15 protein-coding genes are annotated in these 22,037 nt (G+C 53.3%); 3 read left to right on the top strand and 12 right to left on the bottom strand.

Features of this window, described 5'->3' with window-relative positions:
* Window positions 1–643: PQQ-binding-like beta-propeller repeat protein (locus tag GSQ82_RS11960; protein WP_158792510.1), on the bottom strand; the 643-nt coding region annotated here is incomplete at its 3' end.
* 587 nt (window positions 644–1,230) lie between these two features.
* On the opposite strand from GSQ82_RS11960, the gene GSQ82_RS25720 reads away from it, so the two are divergent.
* Both GSQ82_RS25720 and GSQ82_RS11950 read left to right on the top strand, forming a co-directional pair.
* A complete protein-coding gene (locus GSQ82_RS25720; RefSeq protein WP_371417199.1) occupies window positions 1,231–1,833 on the top strand; it encodes a helix-hairpin-helix domain-containing protein in 603 nt (200 codons plus the stop codon).
* Between the two features lie 88 nt (window positions 1,834–1,921).
* A complete protein-coding gene (locus GSQ82_RS11950) occupies window positions 1,922–2,827 on the top strand; it encodes a sugar phosphate isomerase/epimerase (protein ID WP_158792508.1) in 906 nt (301 codons plus the stop codon).
* A gap of 201 nt (window positions 2,828–3,028) precedes the next feature.
* On the opposite strand, the gene GSQ82_RS11945 is transcribed toward GSQ82_RS11950, so the two are convergent.
* From GSQ82_RS11945 to GSQ82_RS11920, 6 genes are all read right to left on the bottom strand, one after another.
* The gene (locus GSQ82_RS11945; protein WP_254061596.1) at window positions 3,029–3,787 is read right to left on the bottom strand and encodes a c-type cytochrome; all 759 of its coding nucleotides are present in this window, start codon (window positions 3,785–3,787) and stop codon (window positions 3,029–3,031) included.
* Window positions 3,788–3,866: 79 nt separating this feature from the next.
* A complete protein-coding gene (locus GSQ82_RS11940; RefSeq protein ID WP_158792507.1) occupies window positions 3,867–5,264 on the bottom strand; it encodes a multicopper oxidase family protein in 1,398 nt (465 codons plus the stop codon).
* Window positions 5,265–5,289: 25 nt separating this feature from the next.
* Window positions 5,290–6,249: a sugar phosphate isomerase/epimerase gene (locus GSQ82_RS11935; RefSeq protein WP_158792506.1), complete on the bottom strand. Its 960-nt coding sequence runs from the start codon at window positions 6,247–6,249 to the stop codon at window positions 5,290–5,292.
* Window positions 6,250–6,308: 59 nt separating this feature from the next.
* Entirely contained in the window at window positions 6,309–7,475 is a 1,167-nt protein-coding gene (locus GSQ82_RS11930) for a Gfo/Idh/MocA family protein (protein WP_158792505.1), read from the bottom strand.
* Between the two features lie 79 nt (window positions 7,476–7,554).
* Entirely contained in the window at window positions 7,555–8,439 is an 885-nt protein-coding gene (locus GSQ82_RS11925) for a ThuA domain-containing protein (protein WP_254061595.1), read from the bottom strand.
* A 410-nt stretch (window positions 8,440–8,849) separates the two neighbouring features.
* Entirely contained in the window at window positions 8,850–9,257 is a 408-nt protein-coding gene (locus tag GSQ82_RS11920) for a helix-turn-helix transcriptional regulator (RefSeq protein WP_254061594.1), read from the bottom strand.
* Window positions 9,258–9,569: 312 nt separating this feature from the next.
* Here GSQ82_RS11920 and GSQ82_RS11915 point away from each other — a divergent pair, with 312 nt between their 5' ends.
* Complete coding sequence (locus tag GSQ82_RS11915; protein WP_158792503.1) at window positions 9,570–12,056, top strand: TonB-dependent receptor; 2,487 nt, start codon at window positions 9,570–9,572, stop codon at window positions 12,054–12,056.
* Window positions 12,057–12,066: 10 nt separating this feature from the next.
* Here the strand turns inward: GSQ82_RS11915 and GSQ82_RS11910 are convergent, their stop codons facing one another.
* From GSQ82_RS11910 to GSQ82_RS11890, 5 genes are all read right to left on the bottom strand, one after another.
* Window positions 12,067–13,035, bottom strand: a complete 969-nt coding sequence (locus GSQ82_RS11910) for a substrate-binding domain-containing protein (RefSeq protein ID WP_216847076.1) — start codon at window positions 13,033–13,035, stop codon at window positions 12,067–12,069.
* 433 nt (window positions 13,036–13,468) lie between these two features.
* Entirely contained in the window at window positions 13,469–14,194 is a 726-nt protein-coding gene (locus GSQ82_RS11905; protein WP_158792501.1) for a response regulator transcription factor, read from the bottom strand.
* Window positions 14,191–15,660: an ATP-binding protein gene (locus GSQ82_RS11900; protein WP_254061593.1), complete on the bottom strand. Its 1,470-nt coding sequence runs from the start codon at window positions 15,658–15,660 to the stop codon at window positions 14,191–14,193. Before GSQ82_RS11900 ends, GSQ82_RS11905 begins: the two co-directional genes overlap by 4 nt.
* Window positions 15,661–15,833: 173 nt before the next feature.
* Window positions 15,834–19,295 carry a carboxypeptidase-like regulatory domain-containing protein gene (locus tag GSQ82_RS11895; RefSeq protein WP_254061592.1) on the bottom strand — a complete coding sequence of 1,154 codons (3,462 nt, stop codon included), beginning with the start codon at window positions 19,293–19,295 and terminating at the stop codon, window positions 15,834–15,836.
* 768 nt (window positions 19,296–20,063) lie between these two features.
* Window positions 20,064–21,806, bottom strand: coding sequence for an amidase (locus GSQ82_RS11890; RefSeq protein WP_158792499.1), 1,743 nt, complete (start codon window positions 21,804–21,806; stop codon window positions 20,064–20,066).
* Window positions 21,807–22,037 lie beyond the last annotated feature (231 nt).

Genomic DNA, 22,037 nt, shown 5'->3' with positions numbered 1-22,037 from the left:
AGTGGTTGTTAGGATATTTATCCGCCACTCCATCTCGCACATTGAGGATTCCACCTTCACCAAATCCAGAAATGAGCTTTCCGTTCGTGGCGTTCAAAGCAATCAGGCGTCCGTTCGAGGTCCCGATGAATATTTCGGGTGCGTCGTGTCCCTCTCCCGGCCAATAGGAGATACCACGCGATGCAGGTGAGTACGGCAGTACGTACTCCCAGATCTTCGCGCCCGTCTGCGCGTTGAGCGCGACCACACGATCGTAAGGCGTCGAAAAGTACATCGTGTCGCCAACGACCAAAGGTGTGCTCTTTGACTGACGAACACGAACGCGAACCGGAGATGTGTGACCACCAGGACGCTCTGCACCTGGCATCCCATCACCCTGCTTGGCGCTCTGGTCTGCCTCAGCATTGGCAGAAGCCCCTGAAGCGTTCGGGCGTGCGGGGCTTCCTGATCTTGGAACAGCAGCTACGATCGCCGTCGTGTCGAAGGTCCAGGCAAGCTTTAGCTTCGCTACATTTTTTCTATTAATTTGTTTGAGCGGCGAATATCTGGTCCCACCGGCGTCATGGCTGTAGTTGGGCCAATCTGTTTGCCCTTGAGCTTTAAACCCAACCGCGCTGATAACCAGCGTACCCAAAACCAACATCCGTATCCTCATGCACCCTCTCACCTGACCGCCACTCCACGTTCGTATGCGGCTTCATTACTTACATATTCATTGGCAGAATAGTGGCTATGCTCGAAATAAACCGCACAATGTTGTTATCAATCACTTGAGGTACAGCACTATGAACTCAGCACTCCGCTTTTTCCTTCCGAACCGTTATAATTCTTAATGTGCGTATTATGCAATTCAAATTTCTTAAATATCAAAGCTCCAAGAAGCATAGCCTCTGGACGAAGGAGAAGTTTAAGAACGAAACCTCGATGCGAATCACGCTACGGTCCAGGCAAATCAGCTTGCGAAGTCTCCACGAACAACCTCAGGAACACTATGCAGAGCTATCGAATGCCGCGATCCAGATATATGTAGCGATATTGAAATGACAAGGAAGACTATTTGTGACGGCAGACAGCAGATATCATTGTTATCAGTAAAAGCATATGTAGAGCGGCAAAACGTCTCGAAGACCAGGATCGTGACGCCAGCCGCAATACTGGTGACAGCCGGAAAATACAGAGCGTACTGTTCATCTGCGACCATCACAACAAAGCATGTAGACCGGGGAGTCTATGATCAGGCAAATTACTCTATCAATTCTTATGACTGCATCCTTATGCAGTGCAGTCGCGCAATCCAATCCTCCTGCAGCGCCCGGTACCCCGTTGCCGGATGGCCCAGGTAAGCCAGTCATTCAAAGAGCATGCGTCTCCTGTCACAGCACAGCCGTCATCACGTCGAAGCGAGCTTCCACAGATGGGTGGACGCAAATTGTTAACGAAATGGTGTCTCGAGGCGCTGACCTGTCGGATGATGAGATAGACCTGCTCGTTAAGTACCTCTCGACTAACTTTGGACCATCCGTTCCGAAGAGCGATCATCCCGCCTCGACAGGAGCTACATCCCAACCATCTACCCCTGACAATATAGCTCCCTCTTCCAACACTGACTCATCCACTTCTCCGGCACCTTCCACAATCTCCGCTCAGGTAAATGTAAACAAGGCAGGCGTCCAGGAGATTGAGTCTTCGCTTGGCATCTCCAAAACGGCTGCAGAGGCGATCGTTCAATATCGAGATCAGCATGGGAACTTCAAAACCTGGCTGGAAGTATCCTCTGTCCCCGGCGTGCCTCGTGAAAAGATCGAGGACAATCAGAAACGTCTTATCTTTTGAACCGATCATCCACGCCAATGAAACCACCATCGTGCCTACATGACGTGCAGAGAGCTGTTGCTACGGCAACACTCCGGAGGAATCACCCATGAAACAGGTCATCAGCCGACGCGACGTAACGAAAGCAATTGCAATGAGCGTCGCGGGTACAGTGTTGCCCACTAGGTTGTCTGCCGCAGAGAAGCGCCGAATTAAAATCGGCCACACAGGCATCACCTGGCCCAACAAAGATGTTACGGTTGCCATCACCGACGTCAGCAGCGAAGGCTTCTATGGGTTTGAGACCTTCGGAGAGGTCCTGGACACGTGGGAAGATAATCCGGGAGGGCTGGACGCAATTCTAAAGGCTCATCAACTGCCACTGATCTCTGCGTACTGCGGCATGAACCTGATGGATACTGCGAAGCGAAAAGACGAGGTCGCCAAAGCCGTCCGCTGGGCTACTATCGTCAAAAAATACGGAGGAACAGTTACAGTCATTGGGCCGAATGGCGTAGACCGCAGCACCTACGACTTCTCCGCAAATAAAGCAAATATCGTTGCCGCTCTGAATGACATTTGTCAGGCAGTAAGCGACGTAGGAATAACAGCAGCCCTGCACCAGCACACTGGCACATGTGTGGAGTCCCGCGATGAAACCTACGCGGTACTACATTCAGTGAATACCAAATATGTAAGATTCGGCCCCGATATCGGCCAACTGATGAAGGGCGGCTCAGATCCGGTCCAAGTGGTTAAAGACTTCCTGCCAATCATCGAGCACATGCATCTGAAAGACTACAACGGAGAAAACCCTCACCTTTCTGGTTACTGTCCCCTCGGCCAAGGTAAGGTAAACATCCCCGCCATCTTAGATCTCATGGAAAAACGAAAGCTTCATGGCATGGTAATGGTGGAGTTGGACAACGACGGAAAAACACAGCTCGTTCCCCTCGATCTAGTCAAGATCAGCAAAGCCTATCTGCAAGCTCAGGGAGTAGCCTTCAGATCCTAGAAAGCAGTCTCCGAGCCGCGCTGATGACATTTTACTGGCCGCATTTCTAGCGGCCAAAATTCAGCACAGTCATCGATCTACGAAACAGCCGTAGAGCAATCGGAAATTCTAAAGCAATTCTTGCTTCTACTTCCTCTTACCCTTGCTAATTGCAACTGACTAGTCCATCTTCAAAACTGATGGGTGTGCTTTCTCGTAAGCTCACAAAGCTCCATATAATTGCGCATCTCCAGTTTGAAGATCGGAGACGTCCACGCCGCGGCGATTACCCTTTTGCGACACAGCCTTGACCTCTTGAGCATGAATGAAGGCCGCGAGACTTAGCAACTCCTGATTGGAGAAGTTGAAGGCCGGCATCTTCTTCTCGGGACGACCATTTCGCACGACCTCAGAGATCTTGTCCCCTCCAACGTCAGCCGCTACCAGCTTGGATCGGGTAAGGTCCGGCCCAAGCTCTCCACCCGCAGCATCCCGCCCATGGCAAAATGCGCATCTCTGTTGAAAGAGCGCTCCACCTGCTTGGACTAGAGGAGACGTCGAGGCACTATCACTAGCTACGGAAGGAATGGAAGATAAAGGCGTTCCACTAGTCCCTAGAAACCGCAGCAGCGCCGTCAACTCTGTCTCCGGAAGATGAGGAAACCCGGGCATGCGTCCTCTGCCACCGTGAATGATGTCCGTGATTTGCTGGTTTGTCAGTTGCTGTTTCACTCCGATCAAAGACGGAAAGGAGGGCGGGATACCCTCTCGGTTGTCGCCATGACAGATCGCACAATGTCGCGCGAAGACCTTCGCCGCATCGTCTTCCACAGGCTTAGCATCTGAGGCCTGCATCGCTCCGGCTGTTGACCCAGCCACCGGCCCGGGAGCCGGAGTCACCCAAAGAGTCGCAGATCTTCCCTCACCTGCAACCGCCCCTACCCCTAAGATCAGAAATGTTAGAACCAGTAATTGTTTCATAAGTGGAAAAACATCCTCATATATCAAGGTGGGCTTGCTTGCTACTTTAGCGAAATGATCGCACTTACTTTCCAGCCATCTATGTCGAATACTTGATCAACTGCATAAATCCATAGTCCATGTGGAGTTGCTGGTGACAATGCAGCAAAGTATCCCCTGGGTTATTCGCGACGAAGTCAACTTCAACCGTATCCAGCGGCATCACGTTAATAACGTCCTTCATTAACCCGTTCATCAGATTGTCTCCAATCCGTGTCACTTCAAATGTGTGCCGGTGCAGGTGGATCGGATGTTGATCACCGCTGCCGTTACGAAAGACCATCCGATACCTCTTCCCCTGCTGTACCGTTAGCGGTTCAATCTCAGGCCAGGACTTGTTATTAATCGTCCACCTATCGAACTTGCTGCCGCGCCGCCGCCCTATATCTCTAAACGAAAGAACGAACGTCTCATCAGGCTTCGACGCCTCACCGGCATGAGCAAACTGCGTGTAATCCCAATCCTGCGGCGTTGGATCTTTCCACACAGGAGCACCCGTCTGCCCCGCATATTCAACGACGATGCCAAGTCCCATCTCCCGAGCCTTCTCCAGCGTCGAACCAAGCACCCAGACACCCGGCGTGTTCATCTCCACAATCGCGTCCACTCGTTCCGCAACAGCTAGCGACAATACCTCTACAGAACGTGGAGTCGGTACAGGATTCCCGTCCATCGCAATAATCTTGAAGCTATGGCCCGGAAGCGAAAGTACAACATTCTCCGTTGCGCTGGCGTTCAGTAGACGCATCAGCACACGCTGCCCCTTCTTGACTCGAATCGGCTCACCCTCGCCCAGCATATGAGCATTAATAGTTGCGTACTTATACCCCACATCGGAGCCTGCCGTCAGCGGCATATTCGATGATTGCTCACGCATCGTCTGCACCATGGGCACAAACGACGGCTCCCAGTGGTGAATCGCCAGGTTGATCTCCTGGTCATAATGCGCCGGTCGCTGCTTCCCTTCGATAAGCAAAAATCCGAACTGTCCGCTGTAAGTCCCAAGCGTTAGATCGTCGTAAGCCGCAGCATGTGTGTGATACCAGCGAGACCCCGTGGGCTTCGGGGTGAAGTTATACCGATGCGTCTCTCCTGCCGCAATCATCGGCGAACCCTCTTCCATCGCACCGTCGTTCAACGAGTCAATCGCCAATCCATGCCAGTGGACCAGGTCCGCTCCCGAGCTGGCATTCGTAACATCGATCGTCACCGGCACACCCTCACGCAGTCGCAGCAGCGGCCCCGGAACCTGTCCGTTATAAGAGAGCGTCTTGATCGTCACTCCCTTACCGATGTCCAGCGAGCACGGCCCGATACGAAGGACATGGTCAGGCTTCCCACCAGGCGCGGCTGCTGCCATCGTTGTAGGCAAAAAAGCATTAAGGGTCCCGCTCGCGATCACCGCACCCGTTGATGAGAGAAAACTTCTACGATTCATATGTCTCCGTTGCGGCTCTGTAGCACTATGTCCACCAGGCAGCTGTGGGCTTCTCTTTAATCAAAACTTCACTCAAAAATTGTGCTGCCTTCGTAAGGCCTTCTTCGGACGAGAGCAGGCTGTCTTCATGCTCGATGGAAAGCACGTCGTCGTACCCAAACATCCGCAAAGTGGAGACGAACTCCTTCCACCACTCCGCACCATGTCCATATCCGCAAGTACGGAAGATCCACCCACGATTTCGCTCGTCCGTATATGGCTTCGTATCGAGCACGCCTGTACGAACTAGGTTGGAGGGATAAAGCTGAGTATCCTTTGCATGAACATGGAAGATCGCATCACCTAGTACGCGAATCGCCGCTATCGGATCGATTCCCTGCCAGAACATGTGGCTCGGATCATAGTTACAACCGATCGATGGCCCCGCCAGGGCGCGAAGTCGCAGCATCGTCTCCGGGCTATACACCATAAAACCAGGATGCATCTCAATCGCAATCCTCACCCCATGTTGCGCGGCGAACTCAGCATGCCGCACCCAATACGGCGCCACGACCTCATCCCACTGCCACGCAAGCGTAGTCAGATACTCCGGAGGCCACGGGCAGGTCACCCAGTTCGGCGACTTTGCATCGGGCGAATCACCCGGACAGCCGGAAAAATCGACCACAGTCGAAACGCCCAACTTCTCCGCCAGCAGGATCGTCCTGCGACTTACATCCTGCGCCTGCTTCGCCTGCACCGGATCAGGATGCAGTGGGTTTCCATGGCAACTCAACGCACTGATGCTCGCACCGTACTTATCCAGCGTGCTCTTGAACTCCTTCAGCGCGCCCGCATCCTCAAGCATCGATAACTTGCAATGCGCATCCCCAGGATAATTTCCTGTTGCAAGCTCGACCGTATTGATCTGAAACGCCTTTAGCTTAATAAGTACATCTTCAAACGACATCTGTGACAGCAGCGGTGTGAATACTCCCAGTCTCATGAATCTTCCTCACTTCCACTTCGCTAAACTTCCGACTCGAATCCCCATCAAAACTACGATCACGTGGAGCTGTAGTTTACTTTTTGCCAGACACCACCGGCGGCATGGCTGTTCAACATCGCATCGACCACGCAACTGGAGCGGTAGCCGTCTTCAAACGTCGGAAGCATAGCCGACTTTGCCTCAGCCGCTCCGCCTTCGCCTATCCATCGATAGGCATCTCGAATCACATTAAGGAAGGCATCCGCCCAGGACTCCTGGTGACCACCCGGTAGATGGACATAAGGCCGCACATCACGTGAGACCAGCGACGGATCCTTAGCCATCACACCGTTCGGCCGGTTATGGTAACCGATCCAGAGATCGTTCTGCTCCTCTTGCTTCCACTTCAGAGAGCACGCCCTTCCATTCACTTCGAGCTGCAGGTCATTCTTGTGACCAGGAAGCACCTGCCCTACAGAAAATGTCCCTTTAGCGCCGTTTTCAAACCGCAGCAAAACACTCGCAAGATCCTCCGACTGCACTGCCACCGGCCTTCGCTCCCCCGTGACTCCCGCCGAGAAAGCCTCTCCCGAAGATCCCGCCGAATAACGAATCGGTATTACCGTCGTCAGATCCGCAAGCACCGAATCAATCTTCAATCCGCTTACGTGTTCCGCAAGATCGCACCAATGTGATCCAATATCCCCCAACGCGGAAGACACACCGCCCTTGGCCTGATCGGACCTCCAGGAGTACACGCTAGGGTCGGTCATCCAATCCTGAAGATAGTGGCCATGCACAAACGTCACACCCTCCGTCTCGCCCGCCGCAATCATTCCGCGCGCCTGTTGCACCAGCGGATTCCCACGATAATTAAATGTTACAACATTCGCCACGCCACTCGCCGCCGCCTCATCCCGCAACTGGCGCGCCTCCTCTGAGTTCAAAGCGAGTGGCTTGTCGGAGATCACGTGCTTCCCAGCTCGCAGCGCAGCCAACGTCACCGGAAGATGAAGATGGTTTGGAGTTGTATTGTGTATAACCTGCACATCAGGATCTGCAATCAGCTCCTTGAAATCTCCGTACGACCGATCCACCTTGAGTTCGCGCGCCTTCTTCGCCGCGGACGACTGCGACGAACCCGCAATGGCTATAACCTCGACATCACCCAGCCGCCGAACCGCGTCAATATGGTGAGCTGCTACAAATCCTGGGCCAACCAACCCCATTCCAATCTTCTTCATGAAAGTCTGCAATCCTCCTGTGCATGCCGCGAAACCACACCATCCATCTTCCATGCTGACTATCGGTTGAACTTGTCCCCTAAGGCTTCGTCATCCGAGGATGGGACAACACACTGCCCTCTGTCATGCCAAGCGCCCACTTGATGGCCTCGAAGTACATCTTGCGTATGTCCGGATCTTCCCAGGACTCTTCCGTATGGCCAAGTGTGGAATAAAAGACGCGACCCTTGCCATAGGATTTGCTCCATGCCACCGGAAAGTCATGATCCGTCCGATGTATCCGTGGATTGTTCTCATAGTCGAGCTTCGTCGAATCCAGGCTCAGAAGTACATTGACCTTATCGCGAGACCACTCTTTTGGCTGATAGATCTCGTCAAACTTCACAAACTTCTTTGGCAGATGACGCACGGCAGGAAACTCAGGATCTTCATTAACTATAGGTGCGTTGAACGTCCCCCATGGATGCTGATCGAACCAGCCGCCAATCATCTCCCCATACTCCGGCCACTTGTAGTTGGTATCGAGAGCGGCATGGACTCCCACGAAGCCCTTCCCATCTTCTTTAATGAAGGACAACATATCTTCCTTCTGACTCGCATCCATATCGAGTTCGCCTGTCGTACTCGCAAAGATCAAAACATCAAAGTAGTTCAGATTTTTTGCATTGTTGCCCAAGCTCTTCTTAGTAAGCAACTCCGTATCCGTTCGCAGAGTCGTATCCCACAATCCGCTCTCTTTGCCCATCACATAAATAGCACTCATCGCCGCCGAGATGGAGTCATGCTCAAATCCCTTTGTCTGGCCGATCACCAAAACATGCTTCAAGTGAATCTGCTTCGCGTGCGGTGCAGGAGCTACGCCGGAGACCGAGGCTCCCTGGCCTCGAGCGATGCTGCCCTGAATAAACAGTCCTAGACCCAGCGTAACCACTGAAGCTAAAGAGATCGTTCGTTGAATTCGCAAGTGGATTCCTCATCGTGCAAGAGCAGCTTGTTGGGGGTTCCAATAATCGTCCTGTCCAAGAAGACGAGAGAAACCGCGTTTACAATCCGTCGTCCATTTTATGCATTGAGAGTACTTGCTGCGAAAACTTGTACGCGCATCTCTGAAAATTGAACTGCTTTGTCATGCCGCGCTGAAGCACAGCCTAAAGAGGCAGTGTCGCTCTGTGAATCATATGTTCTCTCTAGCGCCATTGAAAACACTCATTTATCAGTGATTACCTTACGAAACATCACAGCCGTTCCGTCAACGTTAGCAAAAGTCCTATCGTCCCTATATTCTTTCGATAAAACATGCGGATTGATCTGGCGCTGCGCCAACGGTAAACACACCCCAGTCAACGGGAGAACACGAATTCTCTGCTTTGAAAACTACGCCGAAGCCCCAAGTCGCTCGATCATCACGTCGGTGGATTTAATAAGAGCAGCAACGGAATCGCCCTTCTTCAACGCAAGCTCGCGCACCGCATTCGCCGTGATAATCGCCGTGATGTGGCTATCTGCTGTACCGACGACCACCTCGGCAAGCAAACCCTCAATGCGGACACTGACAACCTTTCCAACGATCTGATTCCTCCCGCTCACCCGGCGATATCGCGCGCGCGACTCCTCAGAAAGTTTTGCACCGTCTTTCGCCAGAAAAGGCTTGAGCACCGACTCCGCAATACGATGATGTCCGCCCGGCGTCTTGTTTGTCTTCAGCTTGCCCGCAAGAATCCACTGCTTGATCGTGGGATAACTGATTCCGATCAGACGGGCTGCTTCACGAGGAGTCAACATGGGATCGAGTTTCGGCATGGACTATAGATTTAGCACTTTTTTGCGGAGAACGCATGTTAGCGCTATGCGACAACATATTCTCCTATGACGCCGCACAAACATCTCCAGCCATTCGTAAGCTTGACCATGCATTTCTATTCATATAAATTCGAAATTAAAGGCACACGTTTTCTTGTGCGAAATCGAACAAAGTGCTGCCAAACGCGCGCCCACCCTATCGCTGCCACAAACCTTCTTCTACCAACACCCTCCCCAGCGCGATCTTAGTTTTGTACGAATCGACTAGGGGAGGCGCCACTCTCAAGGAGCGCGATGTCTCGCTACGCCGTTGTCCCCCTCTCCCTCTTCAGAAGCTCACGCATCCTCCTTACACTCTGCCTGTCCTTTCTCTTGCTTGCATCAGCGCAGGCGTTCGCCCAATCCAGCCAGCTAAGCGGAACCATCAAAGATCCCGATCAATCCGTAGTAGCAAACGCTACGGTCACGCTGGAAAATATTCAAACGTCCAACACCCTTCAAGCAACCACGAATCAAACGGGGCAGTACACCTTCGCCTCCGTACCGCCAGGAACCTATAGGCTCGAGGCGAAGAGATCAGGCTTCGCAACCATCGTCGTTCCAGCCTTAGCCATCTATGCCGGCCAGAATATGACACGTGACCTGTCCTTCTCCCTCGCCGGTGCCAGCACCTCCGTCACCGTCAACGGTGGTAGCCCCGGAACCACTACAGATGGATATTACGTCGACAACGTCGACCCAGGCGTTCTGGGCTCTTCGCCGATCGTGAATCAGCCCTACACCATCACAGTCCTTCCCTCCGAGCAGATCGTCAACACCCAGGTAAAGAGCCTTCGCGACGCTCTCAAATATCTCCCTCTGGTCTCATTCACCGAGCAGCAGGGCTCGGAGATCCTCCGTCCTGCCACCCGCGGAGTTCAGGGTTCAATCGCTCAGAACACCCGCATGGACGGCATGGCAATCGCAATCACAGGCGCCAACCCCATGGAACAGTATCAGGAGTTGCAGGTAGAGAACGGCCTCGGAGCAGCCATGTACGGACCGGCCAACCCCTCCGGCATGTTCGACTTCATCCTCAAGCGTCCCACCGAAGACCGCACCACGAACATCTATCTCGAGCAGGACAGCAGCTCCATCGGCACCATCTACGGCGATGCCGGCGGCCGCCTCGGACCCCACAAGATCTTCGGCTACCGCAGCAACCTGCTCTTTGGCGATGGAACCGCTTACGTCGATCAGAGCCGCCTCCGCCGCCGCCTGGCCGAGTTCGCCTTTGATCTAAGACCTACCAACAAAACCACCATCGACGCTCACTACAGCGCATACGATCTCGTCCAGCGCGGCTATCCAGGATGGTTCACCTACGGCCCCAACAAGAAAGCCACCGGCACACCTCAAGACCCCGCACCCACACTCCTCCTTCCCAACGCACCCGATCCAACCCGAGTGGGATACGGCCAGGCCTACGCCGGCGTGAACCTCACCACCCAGAGCACTAGCGCGCGCCTCCTGCATGACTTCTCCCCGAACTGGCATGCAATGGCCGGCGGCCTTGCACAGCGCCTCGACCGCTTCATCGACACCCCAGTCAACAATCTGACCGACAACAACGGAGACTACAGCACCTCGCTCGCCACCGGCTTCGCACCTCGCTTCGGCGTAGAAAGCGATCTCGGCTACATCACCGGCCTGGTCTCGAAGTGGGGCCTCAAGCAGGACGTAGTCGTCGCCAGCGAAGGTTACCGCTTCAACCAGTACTCTTACATCTCACCATCCGCCGCCAGCGTCTTGCTCGGCACAGCCAACATCGCAAATCCTGTCATCTTTGCACCGCCCGCCGCTAGCCTCCCGAAGAACGTCGGCCTGTATCAATCCGCGGTCGTCCACCAGCAGGGCTTCACACTCGGCGACCTCATCTCGTTCCCCAAGCGCTTCTCCATCCGTCTCGCCGCCAGCCAGGATTGGATCGGCGTAGACAACAACAACTCCAGCAATGTGCGCACCAGCGGATCGAACAAGAACGGTATTAGCCCATCCGCCAGCGTCATGTACAAGCCAACGGCATCGACCACTGCATACGCAACCTATGCCAGCAGCCTCCAGCAAGGTGACATCGCACCCGGCGGCACAGTGAACGCCAACCAGGCATTAGCCCCCTACCGCAGCAAGGAGTGGGAGATCGGCTTCAAAACCGACGGACAGCCCATCAACATCACCACCGCACTGTTCCGCCTCGAACGTCCCTTCGCCAACACGGTAGCCTTCGGCACCACCGGGCAAACCATATTCGAGATCGTCGGCCAGCAGGTAAACTTCGGAGCGGAGATCTCCGCTCAGGGCACGCTCTTTCATCGTCTCCTCATCGACGGAGGCTTCACCGCCTTGAACGCACGGCTAAACGACACGGGAGTCCAGGCAACCGATGGCAAACGATTCGTCGGCATCCCCGCCTATCACTCCAATCTCTACAGTGAGTACCGCGTACCCGGCGTCGCAAACCTCAACATCACCGGAAACTGGCAGTTCACAGGGCGCCGCACCCAGGACGACGAGAACCTTCACTCCACCGAAGGCTTCAACACCTTCGACCTCGGCTTCCGTTACTCCCGAACACTCTTCTCCAAACTGGCAACGTTGAGATTCACGAGTAACAATATCTCCAACGTTCGCTACTACTCCACGATCGCCGCCGGAGACATCACCGGAACCAACGCGAGCAGCAACACCGCGCACCTCGCACCCCCGCGAACGATCTCAACCTCACTGCAGTTCGCCTTCTGATCTCGTCCGCTCAAGCGTGGATAGCGGAGGCCTCTCCCGGAGCATCGAACTGATGCTGAAGAAACAAAGCCTGCGCCTCCGCGCCTCTGAGCCAACTCAGAAATGCGGAGGCTCCAACCGGATTCGCCGCACCCTTCAGAAGCCCAGCGTAGTACACCAACGGATCCGGAAGATAAGTCCTTCCACCAATGGACAGACTTATCTCCGGATTCTCCGTATGAACATTCAGACTGCTCAGGTTGATCTCTTTGGGAAGCGTAATATAGGGAAGCTTGCTGCTCCCCACGCCGATCTTGTAAGAAGCGCTCACATCGATCGCACCACTCTGTAGACCGGCCTGCACCCCAGGAATGATCTGCTCCGGATTCAGAGTAGGCCCAACAACCTTGTCCACCAGATTTGGCTGGTTGTATTTTTTCGCAGCCAGCATCATCGCAAACAAGATGGCGCGCGCCCCCGGATCGGCAGCAGGATTGCCCCGTCCAATCCTCATACCCGGCTCCTGCAGAACCTCCCACCAGTTCGCCTTGCCTCCCGCAGCCGCCTCCAATTGAGGTGCGAATCGGCTCTTCGGACTGTACACAAGAACCAACTCCGTGCGAGCGATAGGCTCTCCCGTCTCTGCTTTGCCCGCGTGCATCACGGTTAGCATAGGCCCGGCCGTAACAGGAATAAAAACATCAGCCCGCAGAGCCTCACTCACAATCGATTGCGCCACCGTATCCGCGCCTTCAGCATGAGCGTGAAGATCCAGCTTTAGATCCTGCGCAATGGCTGTTTTAATTGCACCTTCCAGCATGGGGCGAATAGAACCCGCGGAAGCCACATCCAACACGGCCAACCCCTGGGCCAGCATGTGTCCAGGCACTCCGAAAACAATAGCCGCCCCCATTAACGAGCCGCCGCGCACTATAAGTTCTCGCCTGCTAAGGTGCCGTTTCAATATCTCTCCGTTCGGCCTGTCGGAACCCTGACTCATACCAGAGATTCTATTCGCAGCGAAATCCCACCGATCAGTCCTTAGCTTTTACTCCATCTCACTCGACAATCTCGCCCTGATACCAATCGCATGGCAGTACAACTCTCGTCGGCGCGACGCCTACTTCCAACCACGGCAAGACCGAACCCCAAAGCTGAAACAGCGATAAGATCCACCCCAAACACACACCAGAGATAGAGTCAGATGCTTGACAAACGCACTCCCCCGACGATTCCATCTAGCAACACCACAAGCCCCGTGGCATCAGCTAACCATCTTTAATGCAAGACTTTAGCTAGCCCCGTTCAAAAAAATTGGCCTTTTTTCGATTTCAAGGGTGCAATAAGACCCGAAGTCCAAGCCTAAACCCTATCTTTCGAAGAGTTTAGCAAAATTCGCCCACTGGGGGGAGCATCCAGTTCTAGCGGATTTATCAAGGCTGAACCCCAACACTCTCGCGAACCTCCTCGGCGAATCGGTATCCAAAGTGACTATCTGTTAATAGATAGATAGGGTCGGACGGATTATCTTCCAGCTTTTTACGGAGCTGGCTCATATACGTCCGCAGATACTCCAACTCATTCCCATACTCCGCTCCCCATACAACATTCAGCAGACGCGCATGAGGAATAGGTACCCCAGGCCTGGCCATAAGGTAATGAAGAAGTTCAAACTCCTTCGGAGTGAAATGTATCGTTTGACCCGACTTACGAACAACGCGCCGTGCAGGATCCAATTCGATACTTCCAATCTGAATCGTCTTGTTGTCGGTGGTATGAGGAGCCTGAGTTCTACGCAGCACAGCTCGTATACGAGCCGTCAGCTCGCGGACATGGAATGGCTTGGTGATATAGTCATCCGCACCCGCATCGAGCGCCCGCACTTTATCATCCTCACTATCTCTCACCGTCAGCATCAAAATCGCCAGACCTGGCGACAAACGACGCATCTCCCGGCACGTCTCAATGCCTCCCATGCCTGGCATATTGATGTCCACAAGTGCGGCGTCATACCGAATCGCGTTGAGAAGCGGCAACGCCTCTTCACCTCGAGTTGCTTCAGTAATGTCAAAGCCGAATATTCCAAGTGCTGTCCGCACCGCATGGCGAATAAGCGCCTCGTCCTCTACAAGTAAAAGCTTGATATGTGGTTTACTCAATGTTGTCTCCTTACAATGCGGGGAAGAGAAAGATAAAACGTTGTTCCTTTTTCGTGTTCGCTCGTGACCCACACTCTTCCCTTGTGCGCCTCCGCAGCCTTTTGAACGATCGATAGTCCCAGGCCTGTTCCCGCTGCACGATAGGAAGCGCCATGGCTTCTGTAAAAGCGCTCGAAGACCCGGGATCGATCTTCGACCGGAATAACTGGACCTTCATTGTGAACCGAGATTAAAACCTGAGAGACATCTTCCAGGGCGGTGACCTTGATTGCGGAGCCAACCAGAGAATACTTTGCCGCGTTTTCGATAAACTCACCAATAGCCGTTCCAATCAGTTCCTCATCCACTCGAACAAAGATATTCTGCGACTCAATCGATACATGAACCTCCTGTCCGTTGAGCCTGCCTGCTTTCATAGTCAACGCTCGAGAGATCAACTTCGAAGCTGCTATCTCTTGTTTGTTCAGCCTGAGGTCTTCAGCTTCAAGTCTTGCCTTCTGCAAGAGCCTTGTGGCTAGCGTGTCTAGCTCCGCCGTTTGCCCACTGATCAGCGCCACCATCTCCATCTGCTCAGCAGCCAATCCCCCAATCTCTGCCAAACAAGAGCTCGCCGTCATGATGACAGTTAGAGGCGTCTTGAAATCATGTGCCAGCGCATCCAGGACTGCTGTACGCAACTGCTCCGTCTGGCGTGCGGCTTCAGCCCTGCTCTCTTTCTGAAAGGAACGCACACGTTCAAACGCAATAGCCGCCAAGGATGCAACAGCCTCAACGATACCTGGACTAAGATTCGGACCACGCAGCACCATACCGCCGAAAGGATGTTGACCCAGACGTAGCGGCCGCAGCCATGTACCGGTGGTCACGTCTACACTGCTTTTATCTTGTAGATAAGCTTCGCGAGCCATCTCGTTCTCCTCACTCGACGAGGAGCCCGCAAAGTCCAGACGCGCAAGACTGCCATCAAAAATGGCAACCGCGTCGACACGCATCGCCTCTATGATCAGCGACGCCATCTGCGACCCAGCTGGCTGACCACGATCAAGAAACAACGTCGCCCTGCTCAGCTCGTAAAGCATTTCCATATGTTGGCTGTTCAGATCAGACTGCCGCGCATGCGCTTGAGACTGAGATGAAAGCTGACTTACGACAAACGCTGTAAACAGGAAGATTGACAGGGCAACCCAGTTCTTGGGGTCTGACATGTGCAAACTGAGAATAGGAGGAATAAAAAAATAGTCGAGGCATCCAGCAGCGCCAAAAGAAGTAATGATGGCCTGCACGAATCCGCATCGGACAGCCGTCACTAATACTAGGGCTAACAACAGAAGGCTAACTGTCGCTAGGTTTACATCGAGCCTGTAAGCACATAGTGAGATAAGCAAAGTAGTTAGCAGTAGAACGATCGACTGATATCCTACACGCCTAAAACTCTTTGAGCCGCTATGCTGACTCGTTATCGACACAAAGGAAGCTCCGCTAAAAAACAATCCGTAAAGCCATCTCTAAACTAACTGCTACTTCATAAAAAATCTGTAAGTATTATCTAAATAGAGCGCGCTGCACCCAGAAGGGCCGCAATCATATTTCATGACTGCGGCCCTTGCTGGATTTCGACTCTTATTACTTTACGGGCAGCTTAGAACTCAACCCGCAGAGCAACTTGTCCAGTCCTGTTACCTGCAGCTTCTGCAGTCTGGGCGCTGCTGAGGACACCAAACCCATTCGCATTGCTTATGCTCGTCGGTGGTGGCGCATAGTTGGTACGGTTCAACACGTTGGTGAAGGTCGACTCAAAACGCAGACGCCAACTCTCTCTTATCGCGAGAACCTTCGCGAGACCCGCACTGACTGCAATAGTGCCAGGTGCCTCGAGGGTACCAACTCCCGCATTTCCGATTCGTCCTGCACCTACCGGTGTCGACATAAACGCACATGGATTGAACACTCTTATGCCTGGAACGGACGATACCGAACAGTTCGGATTCGCTGTAATGGCACCTTTTTGATACGGGTTGCCCACTCTGTCCGGACGAACAATCGATCCATCACCAGAGGGGTCCGTGTTGGTCTGATCATTGCTTTCGCTGTCCGTAGGAGTAAGATACGGTCCCGTTTCAAGCAGCGTAATCGTGTTGATGTTCCAACCGCCGAGGACGCCATCCAGCACTTGAGAAGAGTTCATCCACTGCCGGCCTTTACCGAATGGCAGCTCGTAAGTTCCCGTCACCAGCAGGCGATCACGCCGTGTTCCTACAACGTTGCCGCGGTTTGCACTAATGTCAAAACGGTTCAGATCGGCGAGTCCATAACGAGTCTCCCCTTGGAATGCGGTGGGAGCATCGCCTTGAGCATCGCTGATGTTATGGGCCCAGGTATAGTTGGCCTGATACGACAAGCCCCTTGCCATCCGGTGTGAAGCTTCTAACTCCAGCGCCTGGTAGTTCTGTCCACCAAAGTTCTCTGTCGAAAAAATGACTCCCCAATTCTGAAATGGTGCATTCGCGGGGTTGTATGGAGTGGTGCTAGGCTTCGTCTGATTTAGGTTTACGGTGACAGGCAGCCGGTAGGAGTTCATTCCCACATAGCTCGCTCTCAGCGAAGTATTTGACGTGAGCTGGCGCTCTACCGTCACATTCCACTGTGCACTCTGCGCATCCCGATAATGAGGATCCGTAGCCTGCTCGAGTTCTCCGCCGCCAAACTGAAGACCTGCATTTGGAGGAGTTACATGAGGGAATGTGAAGATAGGCACTCCTCCGTTGTTATTTGCCCAGGTATTGACAGCCGCCTGCGGGTTGCTTTCATTGTTATTTTGTAGTTGCCCCAGAGCTGTCACGGTAAAGATGCCGAAGCCAGCGCGAATAACCGTCTTTGTGTCGCTAAAGGGACGATAAGCAACGCTGATACGAGGATCGAAGTTACGGAGATACGTCTGACGAAGACCCGCCGGCAGATTGTCCTGGCTATTCGAAACCACTGGTGTACAGGTAGCCGCGTTATAGTTCGGATTGACACCAGCCAAACCGCAGGCATTGAAGGATGCCAGAAAATCTGGTGCCGGTTTGAGCCCGTTTAGCAGAATGTCGTTGACGATAACCGCGCCCTGACCATTTGCACCAGTGCCGCTATAGTTTGGATCGAAGTTTGCCTGAATTCCATTCTTGTCGACGAATGGGGGCATGAGCTCCCAGCGCAGACCATAGTTGACAGTCAGGCGATCATTTACCTGCCACTGATCCTGAGCATAAATGCCTGTATCCAGACCACCCGCATCATCTCTGGGACCTGTCACAGCAAAGTAAGTCGTATTCGGTGCTCCGATGAGCAGGTCGCCGAAGGAACTACCGGTAAATATATTCTGATTGAAGGTAAACAGGCCGTAGTCGTCAGAGGGTGTCTCGATCTCCGGGACAGCGAAGCGTACCCAACGAAGATCGACACCGGCACGAATTGTATGCCTGCCACGGGTATACGTAATATTGTCGGCAAGCTGTTTGGTCGTAGACTCAGTGGGACCAACATGATCTCTTCCGATGGGAGTAAAGCCATTTCCATCGGTGAAGTTGATGGAAGGAAAGCCTTGGTCAGTCGGGTGATTAGAAACATTGACACCCTGATCGCCACCTACCTGGATTCCTATGCCTTGCAGTCCTGCAGCACCTTCAATGCCGAAGTTCGGAGATAGGATCGTATCTGTAAAGCCATAACGAAACTCGTTCAAGAGCTTTGCACTGATCACGTAGTTATGAGAGATCAGGAAGCTTCGATCATGCTCTGTATCTACGTCATTCGGCAACAAAGGGTTCACGGTATTTACCGTGAGATTTTTGCGATTGAATCGAGCATATACCTGCTGCTTCGAGTTAATAACCTGGTCGATACGAGCATCGAAGCCGTCTGTGTTGGATGGGATTGGAACTAGAGCCTGATAGTTGATGTTGCCGGGCGCGATATTGTTAGGATCGTTACCAAAATTCGGCAAAGGATAATACTGGTTCAGCAAAGCTGTTGCGGAAGGATTGATATTAGTGATGGTATTATTTTGGTACTTCTGACCAGTAAACGGGTTATTCAACGAAGGAGTTGTGCCGACAAGCGCCTGCAAGTTGCCCGCTCTCTCATCTGGCGTTGGTACAACATACTGCTCCGCTTGCGAAGTACGTCTCCGGTTCCCCTCATAGTCGAAAAAGAAGAATGTCTTATTGTGACCATCGTAAAGATGAGGAATTACCACCGGTCCGCCAATGCTACCGCCAAAAGTATTGAACTGCTTTGGAGCCTTCTCTGTAAAACTATATACGCGAGCATCAAGTGCATCGTTCTGCAAATATTCGAAGATGGTTCCATGGTAGCCGTTCGTTCCACCACGGGTGGTGAACGTCACGTCGGCGATTTGAGCAAACTCGGCATTATTATTGAATGCCGTGACCTTAAGTTCGGCAATTCCTTCCGGCGAAGGATAAGGGTTCGTTCCCGCAGCACTATTGAAGATATTTACCGTCGAGATTCCATCAACCGAAAAGCCGATCTGGTTCGATGTTGCACCACCAATCGCGACATTACCCTGGCTATCTTCCTGAACATTCGGAGAAGTCTGTAATGCAGTCAAAGGACTAGTCGTAGAGGCGCGGAAGTTCAACGGCAACTGTCCAATATCGTTCGTATTCTTTGAATCTCCGATAATTCCATTCTCAGTGTCGATCTGATTTGCTGCGGAATTTACCTCGACAGTAGTTGCCTGAGTCGCAACCGTCAGCTTGAAAACATATCGAACATCTTGCCGGGCCGCCAGGAGCACGCCGTCAATCACCGTGCTGGCAAATCCATCGCGCTCAGCGCGGATGCTGTACTTACCGGCGAGGACGTTATCCATCTCAAAGTTGCCCGCTGCATCCGACGTTACGACACGGTCCGTATTTTCATCGACGCTGTGCAGCGTTACCTTAGAGTCAGGCAATGCTGCGCCCTCGGTATCTTGAACAATTCCTCGGACGCTCCCAAATGTAGATTGCGCCAGTGCTGCACGACCTGAACCTACAACTGAGCCCCCCAAAATAAGCAAGAAAACAAAGAAAGATTGGTACTTCTTCAAATTCACAATGTACCTCCTGTACAAACCGATGGTAGGAGATTCTCCATCAGGAACGCCTAAAGATGAGCCTCTGCCTGTGTCGATCAAACCTCATTGAATAGAGAACGAAAGGGAAATTGAAACGATCGAAACCGGCGAAAGAACACCCCTCGGACCATCGCGATTCTGAAACCAAATATCACAAAATAAGGACTATGTTTATGCGAAACAACACCCGCAGCAGAGGCTGTAGAGTCGCAAACTGTCATCTATACATCCGTGACAGAGCACAGATTCGTATGAAAATAGAACGGCTCCTGTCCTTGAAATAAGCGAGTGTCGCGAAAGCGCGACGCTTGGCGATCGGGTGTGAGCTCCAATCCCAGCTACATTCTCAATTCACTAAGGCTGCAAAGGTTACCCAAGGTTTGGCGGGAACAGATGTCTGGATAAGAACATACGTAAAGCGTGCAAATACTGGCTCAGCTTCTAAGAAGCGCCTACGTTTGCAACCATCATAGTCAAGTTCAACCTGGCCGCGGCGTCTCAGCACGTGATGTGCGACACGAGGAGCTGTAATCCATACAGAATCCTAAACGTCTAAGTGCTCCATTACATAGACGGTCTACAGTGATTCGCTAAATCAATACATATACCCGATGAGATGCAAAGGTTGAAGTCACAATTGATCAATACGATATCCAAATGGAAAGGCCTGCGGAATAATCTTCCTAAAAACTTCTGATGCAGAATCGAGCCATTGTATTAACCCGCATCCCCCAGCCCATCACCCGATCACCGCGCGTCCGGCAACAAACCACTCTCCACCAGCACAGGCGGCCGACGATACTTCGTCGCCTGCTCGTAAGCATAGGCGTAGCCCAGTAGATCGCCGTCCTTCCACGGCCTGGTAGAGATCTCCAATCCAAACGGAAGTCCACCTGGATAAAATCCGCCAACCACGACCACGGCAGGCACGCCAATCATGTTGACCCAGCTCGTATCGCTATGCGGCCCCCCACTGATACGGCCATCCTGCGGCATCGTCTCATCCGGTGGAGGCATCTGCGTCGCAGGGTAGACGAACCCATCGAGATGCAACCGATCCAAAGCCTCGTTATAAAGTTCCAGCGCGTGCCGTCGCGGCCCATAGTAGTTAGCCTCCGCACTCGGATCCGTCTCAACAGTCGCCTGCGCGGGCAGCACCTCAGCCTTACGATCGCCGATGGTTGCGCCTTGCAAAATCGTAGCCGGCAGAGGCGACCCAACCACCCTCTCATACTCATCTGCCGAGTGATACTGTGCAGGACCGAAGACCTTTAGATAATTCTCTGTTCCCTCCCGCGTATACGGAAACGTACCCACCCGGCTTACAATCTGCGCAAAACTATCCGGCAGAATAGAGTCGTCAATAACAACCGTCGCACCCGCAGCCCGCAGTCCTTCAATCGCCTTCATGAAAGCCGCGCGCGTCTCCGGCCGTAGCAAAGTCCGAGCCGCAGCCTCCTCATCAGCCGCAACACTCTCAGGCACAGACGCATGAACTCCCTGGAACGGAACGCCAGCTCCATTCAGGATGAACGCCGGCACTCCAAACCTCTTACCCTTCAGTGCATTCGTCTGCAGATACTGCGTATAAGGTCCCGGCTGAGCCTTCGCCGCCGAATCTGCAGTCCGCGCATCCAGAGGATCTTCGCCCGCCATCACCGTCAGCGCAATAGCGGCATCGGTCACCGTACGTGCAATCGGTCCCGTATTATCGAGCAGCCAGTCAAGCGGCGCAATCCCCGCGATACTCACCAGCCCGCGAGTCGGGAAAACCCCAATCACTGCGCTCGTCGCCGCGGGCATACGGATAGAGTTGCCCGTATCAGTTCCATTGCCGAGCATCGCGAAGTTCGATGTAACCGCCGTCACCGTGCCGCCCGACGACCCACCCGGACTGAAGCGAACATCGTACGCATTCCCTGTCCTGCCGAACGCCGTGCTCCGATTCGTATCGCTCGCCGCGAAATCCGGCATATTCGTCTGTCCAAGAAGGACCGCGCCCGCGCCCTTTAGCTTCGCAACAATCGTCGCATCCTTTGTCGCAACGAACTCATGGCCGGGAATCTTATATCCCTCCCACCCATCCGTAGTTACAAGCCCTTTAATACTGGTATTCGCCTTAGTCACAATGGGAACACCCCACATCGGTCCTCGCTGAATACTCTCGCGCGCTGCTTCCGCATCCTCTCGAGCAGCCGTTGCAAGAGCACCCGACTCATCAAGAGTCTGCACCGCCCTGTAGATACCGTTGTATCTATGGATGCGCGCAATGTACCACTGCACCACCTGGGTCACGGTGTACTTATGAGAAGCGTAAAACCTCTCGAGCTGAGGAATAGTGACCTCCATCAGATCCTTATCCATCTCTGTCTGAGACGGTGCACCAGCTTCTACAGGCCTTCCACGGGCAGCGTCGGCGAACAATGGACGAGCGACAAAGGACGAAGCAAGGCAAACGGCGGCAACGAAGAACAAGCTCTTTCGCGTCATTCCTCATCTTCTCATCAGATCGCCAATACAAACAGCGGCCAATAAAAGATTGATCTGAGAAATAACCGGAACGTTACTCGACCGACTAACTCAGCGTCAATGAGACGCGGTCTTCGCAAGCCGATTCGCAGTGTTCGACCGTACTCATCGCTCACCAATCCCCTTCGTTACAAACGAATGACCTTGCGGTGACAATGCCCTGACAATGTGCTGACACACTCACTCGCCGCT

This window comes from Granulicella sp. L60, from assembly GCF_009765825.1.
In the GTDB taxonomy this organism is placed as follows: domain Bacteria; phylum Acidobacteriota; class Terriglobia; order Terriglobales; family Acidobacteriaceae; genus Edaphobacter.
Note: the sequence above shows the minus strand (reverse complement) of the source record. Positions and strands in the feature narration are given on the sequence as shown.